At 71.5% G+C, this 7,774-nt stretch carries 9 protein-coding genes; 7 read left to right on the top strand and 2 right to left on the bottom strand.

Features of this window, described 5'->3' with window-relative positions:
• Positions 1–68: 68 nt before the first annotated feature.
• Genes QM595_RS11815 through QM595_RS11800 form a run of 4 tightly spaced genes read left to right on the top strand, consistent with a single transcriptional unit; the run spans position 69 to position 3,494 of the window.
• Complete coding sequence (locus QM595_RS11815) at positions 69–995, top strand: ABC transporter ATP-binding protein (RefSeq protein WP_415171753.1); 927 nt, start codon at positions 69–71, stop codon at positions 993–995.
• Complete coding sequence (locus QM595_RS11810; RefSeq protein WP_415171752.1) at positions 992–1,771, top strand: ABC transporter permease; 780 nt, start codon at positions 992–994, stop codon at positions 1,769–1,771. Before QM595_RS11815 ends, QM595_RS11810 begins: the two co-directional genes overlap by 4 nt.
• A gap of 14 nt (positions 1,772–1,785) precedes the next feature.
• Positions 1,786–2,892 (top strand): sensor histidine kinase, encoded by a 1,107-nt coding sequence (locus QM595_RS11805; RefSeq protein ID WP_415171751.1) that lies wholly within the window; start codon positions 1,786–1,788, stop codon positions 2,890–2,892.
• Positions 2,889–3,494, top strand: coding sequence for a response regulator (locus tag QM595_RS11800; RefSeq protein WP_415171750.1), 606 nt, complete (start codon positions 2,889–2,891; stop codon positions 3,492–3,494). Before QM595_RS11805 ends, QM595_RS11800 begins: the two co-directional genes overlap by 4 nt.
• 3 nt (positions 3,495–3,497) lie before the next feature.
• Here QM595_RS11800 and QM595_RS11795 read toward each other — a convergent pair whose 3' ends face one another.
• On the bottom strand, positions 3,498–3,737 hold the full coding sequence (locus QM595_RS11795; RefSeq protein ID WP_415171749.1) for a hypothetical protein: 240 nt from the start codon (positions 3,735–3,737) through the stop codon (positions 3,498–3,500).
• 96 nt (positions 3,738–3,833) lie between these two features.
• Here QM595_RS11795 and QM595_RS11790 point away from each other — a divergent pair, with 96 nt between their 5' ends.
• The 3 genes from QM595_RS11790 (at position 3,834) to QM595_RS11780 (ending at position 7,181) form a co-directional block, all read left to right on the top strand.
• A complete protein-coding gene (locus QM595_RS11790; RefSeq protein ID WP_415171748.1) occupies positions 3,834–5,333 on the top strand; it encodes a circularly permuted type 2 ATP-grasp protein in 1,500 nt (499 codons plus the stop codon).
• Complete coding sequence (locus QM595_RS11785; RefSeq protein ID WP_415171747.1) at positions 5,334–6,260, top strand: alpha-E domain-containing protein; 927 nt, start codon at positions 5,334–5,336, stop codon at positions 6,258–6,260.
• Between the two features lie 81 nt (positions 6,261–6,341).
• Complete coding sequence (locus QM595_RS11780; protein WP_415171754.1) at positions 6,342–7,181, top strand: transglutaminase family protein; 840 nt, start codon at positions 6,342–6,344, stop codon at positions 7,179–7,181.
• Between the two features lie 9 nt (positions 7,182–7,190).
• On the opposite strand, the gene QM595_RS11775 is transcribed toward QM595_RS11780, so the two are convergent.
• A complete protein-coding gene (locus tag QM595_RS11775; RefSeq protein WP_415171746.1) occupies positions 7,191–7,634 on the bottom strand; it encodes a hypothetical protein in 444 nt (147 codons plus the stop codon).
• Positions 7,635–7,774 lie beyond the last annotated feature (140 nt).

The raw sequence follows: 7,774 nt of genomic DNA, 5'->3' as shown, positions 1-7,774 counted from the left end.
TTATGTCACGGCGTGGCCGTGACCGACGCGCTAGGCACGCGATCGGTCACGGCCTCACTGTTGGTGTCATGAGTGAACGCAGTGAGCGAACATCAGGGACAGCCATTCCCGCGGTCCGTCTCAGCGGAGTCACCAAGAGCTTCGGCTCGATCGAGGCCGTCCGGGGCATCGACCTCGAGCTCGGCCAAGGCGAGATCGTGGCGTTCCTCGGGCCCAACGGCGCCGGCAAGACCACCACCATCGACATGATCCTCGGGCTCTCCCGGCCGACCGGCGGCACCGCCGAGGTGCTCGGCCTGCCGCCCCGCCAGGCCATCGCCCGGGGCCTGGTCTCGGCAGTGATGCAGACCGGCGGCCTGCTCAAGGACCTCAGCGTCCGGGAGACGGTCGCCTACACCGCCAGCCTGTTCGCGGGCACGCTCCCGGTCGAGGACGCGCTGCGCGCCGCCGGCATCGAGTCGATCGCCGGCCGCAAGGTCGGCAAGTGCTCCGGCGGCGAGCAGCAGCGGCTCCGGTTCGCGATGGCGCTGCTGCCCGATCCGGCGCTGCTGCTCCTCGACGAGCCGACCACCGGGATGGACGTCGAGGGTCGTCGTACCTTCTGGTCGGCGATCCGCACCGATGCCGAGCGGGGTCGCACCGTCCTGTTCGCCACCCACTATCTGGAGGAGGCCGACCAGTACGCCGACCGGATCATCCTGGTCAGCCACGGCCGCATCGTCGCCGACGGCACCGGTGCCGAGATCCGCGCCCTGGCCGCCGGCCGCACCATCCGCGCCAGCTGGCCCGGTGCGGACACCGAGGCGCTGACGGCGATTCCGGGCGTCGACCAGGTCGACGTCCGCGGCGAGCAGATCCTGGTCCACGCCGGCAAAGAAGGCGCCGCCGACGAAGTCGCCAGATACCTGCTCACCCAGACCCCGGCCCGCGACCTCGAGATCACCAGCCGCAACCTCGAGGACGCCTTCCTCGCCCTGACAGGAGACGCATCATGAGCAACGTCCTGGTCGATGCACGTCGAGTGCCGCCGCTGGGCGGCTTCAATGCCACGCTGCTCAGGCTGGAGCTGCTGCGGATGCTGCGCAACCGCCGCACGGTCGTCTTCACGCTGATCCTGCCCGCCTTCCTGGCGCTGGCCTTCGGCGGCCAGTCCGGCTGGCAGGAGCAGGTCGGCTCGGGCAATGTGGCGGCGTACATCCTGCTCAGCATGGCCCTCTACGGTGCCGCGCTCACCTCGGCCGCGACCGGCTCGATGGTCGCCATGGAGCGGGCACTGGGCTGGTCTCGTCAGCTCCGGCTCACCCCACTGCACCCGGTGGCCTATGTCGTGGTGAAGACCATCGTCGCGCTGGCGATGGGTGCCCTGGCCATCGCCGTGGTGCTGGTCGTCGGCCTGATCATGGGCAAGGCCGAGATGCCGGCCGGCGTCTGGGTCGGCGGCGGCCTGCTGGCGCTGGCCTGCACGATGACCTTCGCGGCACTCGGCGTTTTCATCGGCTACGTGGTGCCCGGTGAGAACGCCATGCAGATCCTCGGCCCCGGCCTGGCGCTGCTCTCGTTCCTGGGCGGCGTCTTCATCCCGCTGGACCAGTACGCCGCGGTCGTCCGCGACATCGCCTACTGGACGCCGATGTACGGCGTCGCCGAGATCGTCCGCGCCCCGCTCACCCACGAGCTGCCGTGGTATGCCGTGGTCAACGCCGTCGGCTGGCTGGCGCTCTTCATCGCCGGCGCCGCCTGGCGGATGGGCAAGGACACCGCCCGGGTCTGAGTATCTTGACCGCCATGAGCAACCCGCCGCGACCAGGGTCCCGGCCACCTCGCTGGGTGGGGCCCTGGTTCGCGGCCGTCTGGCTGTTCTTCCTGCTCAACCCGCTGCTGGAGGGCTGGGACCGGCGCGAGGAGTGGCAGGGCGTCGTCGGCATGGGCGCCACACTGGCGTTCGCGGCGGTCTACATGGTCATGTGGGTCACCGCCCGGCGCACCCGGATACGGCTGATCACCCAGCCACCTCTCGCGGTCTCCTTCGGCTACGCCGTCAGCCTGTTCGCCCTCGCCCTGGTGATGGTGCTGACGCTCGGCGAGGAGGGCCTGGCCTCGGCGGTCTACCTCGCGGTGACGCTGGTCTTCGTGATGCCCTTGCGACCGGCGATCGCCGGCGTCGCGCTCATCCTGGTGGCGACCCTGCTGGCCGGCCTGGTCCCCGGCTGGGGTGAGCAGGTCGGCGTGGCGTTCGGCGTGCTGGCCGGGGCGCTGGCGGTCTTCGGGATGCGCACCGTGATGTCCCGCAACCTGGAGCTGATGGCGGCGCACGGCGAGAACACCCGGCTTGCGGTCGACAACGAGCGCAACCGGTTCGCCCGCGACCTGCACGACATCCTCGGCCACTCCCTGACCGTCATCACCGTCAAGGCCGAGCTGGCCGGGCGGCTCGTCGAGGCCGACCCGGCGCGGGCCAAAGCCGAGATCGCCGACCTGGAGCGGCTCTCCCGCGACGCGCTCGCCGACGTACGACGGGCGGTGTCCGGCTATCGCGAGCTCACCCTGCCCGGCGAGCTGGCCCGGGCCCGGGCGGCGCTCTCGGCGGCCGAGATCGACGCGCAGCTGCCGCAGAGCACCGACGAGGTGCCTAGCGAGCTGCGCGAGTTGTTCGCCTGGACCGTGCGCGAGGGCGTCACCAACGTCATCCGCCACTCCGGCGCGCGCCATTGCGCCATCGTGCTGACCCCCACCAGCGCGGAGATCCGCGATGACGGCAGCGGCCCCCGCACGCACGACGGCCAGCCCGGCGGCTCCGGCCTGGTCGGGCTCCGCGAGCGGGCGGCCGCGCTGGGGGCCACCGTGCTCACCCGTGGCCTCGATCCCGGCTTCTCGCTGCAGGTGAGCCGATGATCAGGATCCTGCTCGCCGACGACCAGGCCCTGGTGCGAGGCGCGCTGGCCGCGTTGCTCGGCCTCGAGCCCGACCTCGAGGTGGTCGCCGAGATCGGCGCCGGCGACCTGGTGCTGCCCGCGGTGCTGGAGCACCGCCCCGACGTGGCGCTGCTCGACGTCGAGATGCCTGGCCTGGACGGCCTCTCGGCCGCCGCGCAGCTCCGGGAGGAGGCACCGCGGACCCGGGTGCTGATCGTGACGACGTTCGGCCGGCCGGGCTTCCTGCGGCGGGCGCTGCAGGCGGGGGTGAGCGGGTTCGTCGTCAAGGACACCCCGGCGGCCGAGCTCGCCGAGGCGGTACGGCGGGTCCACGCCGGGCTGCGGGTCGTCGACCCCAAGCTGGCCACCGACAGCCTGGTCGCCGGGGAGTCGCCCCTCACCCAGCGCGAGACCGAGGTGCTGCGAGCAGCCCGCGACGGCGCCACCGTCGCGGTGATCGCCTCGCGGCTGGTCCTCTCCGAGGGCACCGTGCGCAACCACCTGTCCTCGGCCATCGGCAAGACCGGCGCGACCACCCGCGCCGAGGCGGTCCTCACCGCCGACGCCAACGGCTGGCTGTAGCAGCTACTGCTGCTCGGCCTCGTCGTCGTTCCAGGCGGGGTCGTGCTCCCACTCGTCGTTGCGCTCGGCGACCCGCTCCAGGGCACGGGCCGCCTGGTCGCGGGTGGAGTAGGGCCCGAGCCGGTCCTTGTTGGGGCAGCCCTCCCGGGTCTCCACCTGGTGGTGCTTGAGGCAGAACCACCACTGCTCCTCGGGGACGTAGCCGGTGGCGCCCCCGCCGTCGTCGTCGGTGTGATTGGCCACGTCTCGAACCTACTCCCCCGCGCGCGTTTCAGCCCCGTAACCAATCCGTCTCGCGTGGCAACAACGTTGTTACACGGAACTCGATAGTGTCCGGCCATGGGTGGGATGTTCGACGGCTACCGTACCCGGGAGCCGGCCTATGACGAGATGCTCGGCAGCGACGAGCTGCGGCCGCCGTACCGCCGGCTGGGAGCGTCGCTGGAGCGACTCACGGCGGCCGACCTGGTCAGCCGGGTGGAGACCCTGCAGGCCAACTACCTCGACCAGGGCGTCACCTTCGACATCGGCGGCGAGGAGCGGGCGTTCCCGCTCGACGTCATCCCGCGCATCATCGAGGCCGACGACTGGTCGACCATCGACGCCGGTGTCCAGCAGCGGGTCAAGGCGCTGGAGATGTTCCTGTCCGACGTCTACGACGCCGGCTCGGTCTTCGACGACGGGGTCATCCCCCGCGAGGTGATCACCACCTCCTCCCACTACCACCGGGCCGCCGCCGGCGTCCGGCCTCCCAACGGGGTGCGCGTCCAGGTCTCCGGCATCGACCTGGTCCGGGACAACAACGGCGAGTTCCGGGTGTTGGAGGACAACGTCCGGGTGCCCTCGGGGGTCTCCTACGTGATGACCAACCGGCGCGCCATCTCCGCCGCGCTGCCCGAGGCGATCGCCGAGCACCGGCTCCGACCGGTCGCCGGCTACCCCCAGCGGCTGCTGGCCGCGCTGCGGGCCGCCGCACCGGCCGGCGTCGCCGACCCGACCGTGGTGGTACTCACCCCCGGCGTCTACAACGGCGCCTACTTCGAGCACACCCTGCTGGCCCGCACTATGGGGGTGGAGCTGGTCGAGGGACGCGACCTGGTGTGCCGCCAGGGCCGCGTCATGATGCGCACCACCAAGGGGCTGGCGCCGGTGCACGTGATCTACCGGCGCATCGACGACGAGTTCCTCGACCCGGCCCACTTCCGGGCCGACTCGATGCTGGGCGTGCCCGGGCTGATCGACGCGGCCCGCGCCGGCAACGTGACCCTGGCCAATGCGGTCGGCAACGGGGTCGCCGACGACAAGCTCGTCTACACCTACGTCCCCGACCTGATCCGCTACTACCTCCACGAGGAGCCGGTGATCCGCAATGTCGACACCTGGCGGCTGGCGGACCCCTCCTCCTTCGAGGAGGTCATGGACCGCCTCGACCAGCTGGTGCTCAAACCGGTCGACGGCTCCGGCGGCAAGGGCATCGTGATCGGCCCCGCGGCATCGAGCGCCGAGCTCGACGAACTGCGCGCCAAGCTCCATGAGGACCCCCGCGGCTGGATCGCGCAGCCGGTCGTCCAGCTCTCGACCGTGCCCACCTTCGTCAACGGTGCCGACTCCACCGGCGCCACCTTCGGTGCCCGGCACGTCGACCTGCGGCCGTTCGCCATCAACGATGGCACCCGGGTGTGGGTGCTGCCCGGCGGGCTGACCCGGGTCGCGCTCGCGGAGGGCGAGCTGATCGTCAACTCCTCGCGCGGCGGCGGCTCCAAGGACACCTGGGTGCTCGCCGGGCCGACCCAGGCCACCCTCGACGAGCTCAACCAGCAGGTGCAGGAGGTGATCTGATTGTTGAGCCGCATCGCGGAGTCGATGTTCTGGATCGGCCGCTACGTCGAGCGGGCCGAGGACACCGCCCGGATCCTCGACGTACAGACCCAGCTGATCCTCGAGGACGCCACCGTCGAGGAGGAGTCGGCCTGCCGCGGCCTGCTGCAGATCATGGGCATCGAGGACCAGCCGGAGGGCCCGCTCGGACTGGGCGCCGTGCTCGACCTGCTCGCCTACGACCCGCGGTCGAGGTCGAGCATCGCGTTCGCGCTCGAGGCCGCCCGGGAGAGCGCCCGGGGCGCCCGGGAGACACTGAGCGTGCCGCTGTGGGAGGCCCTCAACACGACGTACCGCGCCATCCCCAGCGGGCAACTCGCCTCGATGCGGGCGCCGGCCGCGTTCGCGTGGACGCGGGATCGGGCGGCGCTGATCAACGGCACCGCCGACGCCACCATGACCCGCGACGAGGGCTACCACTTCCTGGTGCTCGGCCGCTGCGTCGAGCGCGCCGACATGACCTCGCGGCTGGTCGCGACCGCCGCGATCTCGGCCGGCAGCGGCGCCTCGTGGACGACGACGCTGCGGGCGTGCGGCGCCTACGAGGCGTTCCTGCGCACCTACAAGGGCCTGGAGACCGAGCGCGGCGCGGCCGAGTTCCTGCTGCTGGACCGGCTCTTCCCACGCTCGGTGGTCTACTCGCTCAACCGGGCCGAGGAGGCGCTGGACAACTTGGAGCCGGCCGCCCGCCGGGCAGGCTTCCAGAACGAGGCGCAGCGACTGATCGGCCGGATGCACGCCGAGCTCTCCTTCCGCACCCTCTCCGACCTGCTCACCGACCTGCCGCACGAGATGGAGAACCTGCAGCGCACCTGCGCGCAGGCCACCGAGGCGGTCACCAGGCGCTACTTCGCCGGCGCCGAGGCACTCTCCTGGCTGGGGGCTTGAGCGCGTGAGCGAGCGAACAATCCAACGCAGCGTGCGAGCGTGCTCACGCCCCCACCGAGCGAAGCGAGGTCTCGCGTGAGCATGCAATTGCGGGTTGTCCACACCACCGGCTTCGAGTACGACGGCAAGGCGGTCGCCTCCTACAACCAGGCGCGGCTGACCCCGCTCTCGACGCCCGAGCAGATCGTCGTGCACCACCGGCTGGAGGTCTCCCCCAAGCCGTGGACCTACTCCTACCGCGACTACTTCGGCACCGAGGTGACCTTCTTCGAGGTGCTCGACCCGCACGACTCGATGCGGGTCACCGCCACCTCCACCGTGGTGGTCAACCGGCCGGTCGCCGCGCCGCCGGCGCTGTCGTGGTCCTCGCTGGCCGAGCGCGAGGTCGCCGACCGGTGGACCGAGTACCTCATGCTGCCCGACCTGGTGCTGCCGCCGGCCGACTTCGCGGCCGAGGTCAGGGCGATCGCCGACTCGGCCGCGCTGCCCGGCGAGGCCGCCCGCGCGGTCTGCGAGCTGGTCAACCGCGAGGTCTCCTACCTGCCCGGCTCCACCGACGTACGCACCCACGCCTCGCAGGCCTGGGAACAGCGCGCCGGGATCAGCCAGGACATGGTCCACCTCGTCATCGGCGCGCTGCGGACGATCGGCATCCCGGCCCGCTACGTCTCCGGCTACTTCCACCCGTCCGTCGACCCGGTCGTCGGCGAGACCCTGACCGGAGAGTCACACGCCTGGGTGGAGTGGTGGGACGACGGCTGGAAGCCGTTCGATCCCACCAATGTCACCGAGCCCCACGACTCCTATGTCGCGGTGGCCACCGGCCGCGACTACACCGACGTCAAGCCGCTCTCGGGCATCTACTCCGGGGCGCAGACGTCGCGGATGTTCGTCTCGGTCGACATCACCCGGCTCGCCTGAGCCGGTCGCTCACCGCGGCGTACCGATCCGCTCACGCAGGATCGCTCGGAATCGATCTAGGTCGACCGGACCGGCGGCGCCGCGGGTCGCGATGACCATGAGCGCCCCGCCGCGCTCCTTGCTGAGGTCGATCACCATCACATCCGAGGACTCGGTCCAGCCGGCCAGCTCGACCGGGTCGGCCAGGTGCGGGTTGGCCTTCCACATCGGGCGGACGAGCATGCCGGCCTGGATCCTCGAGAAGACCGGCAACCAGACGAGCACAGCGGGCGCCGCCACGACGACAGCTACCGGCCAGAGGCCGGCACGCAGGGCGATCAGCCCCACCAGCATCAACACCGAGCCCAGGATCCGGTCGCGCCACCGCGCTCCCCGGGCCCCACGACGCGCGACCACCGCCGACACGTAGTCGCCGGGCCGCGGCGTCCAGCGCAGCACGAGCGTCTCGGTCACCGTGTCACTCTACGATGCCCCGCCGAGGTCGAGAGGAGCTGGCAGGCTACTAGTAGGCTGTCGCGGCTAAAGCGCGTGGTAGCGCGGTGTCCGGGTGCGTGCCTCGCAAGGTGCCGGCGCGAAGGCAGGCCGGTGGCCTG

Origin of the sequence: Nocardioides sp. (assembly GCF_047607185.1) — a bacterium.
Lineage (GTDB): Bacteria > Actinomycetota > Actinomycetes > Propionibacteriales > Nocardioidaceae > Nocardioides.
The sequence above is the reverse complement of the archived record's forward strand: the minus strand, read 5'-3'. Positions and strand labels throughout refer to the sequence as shown.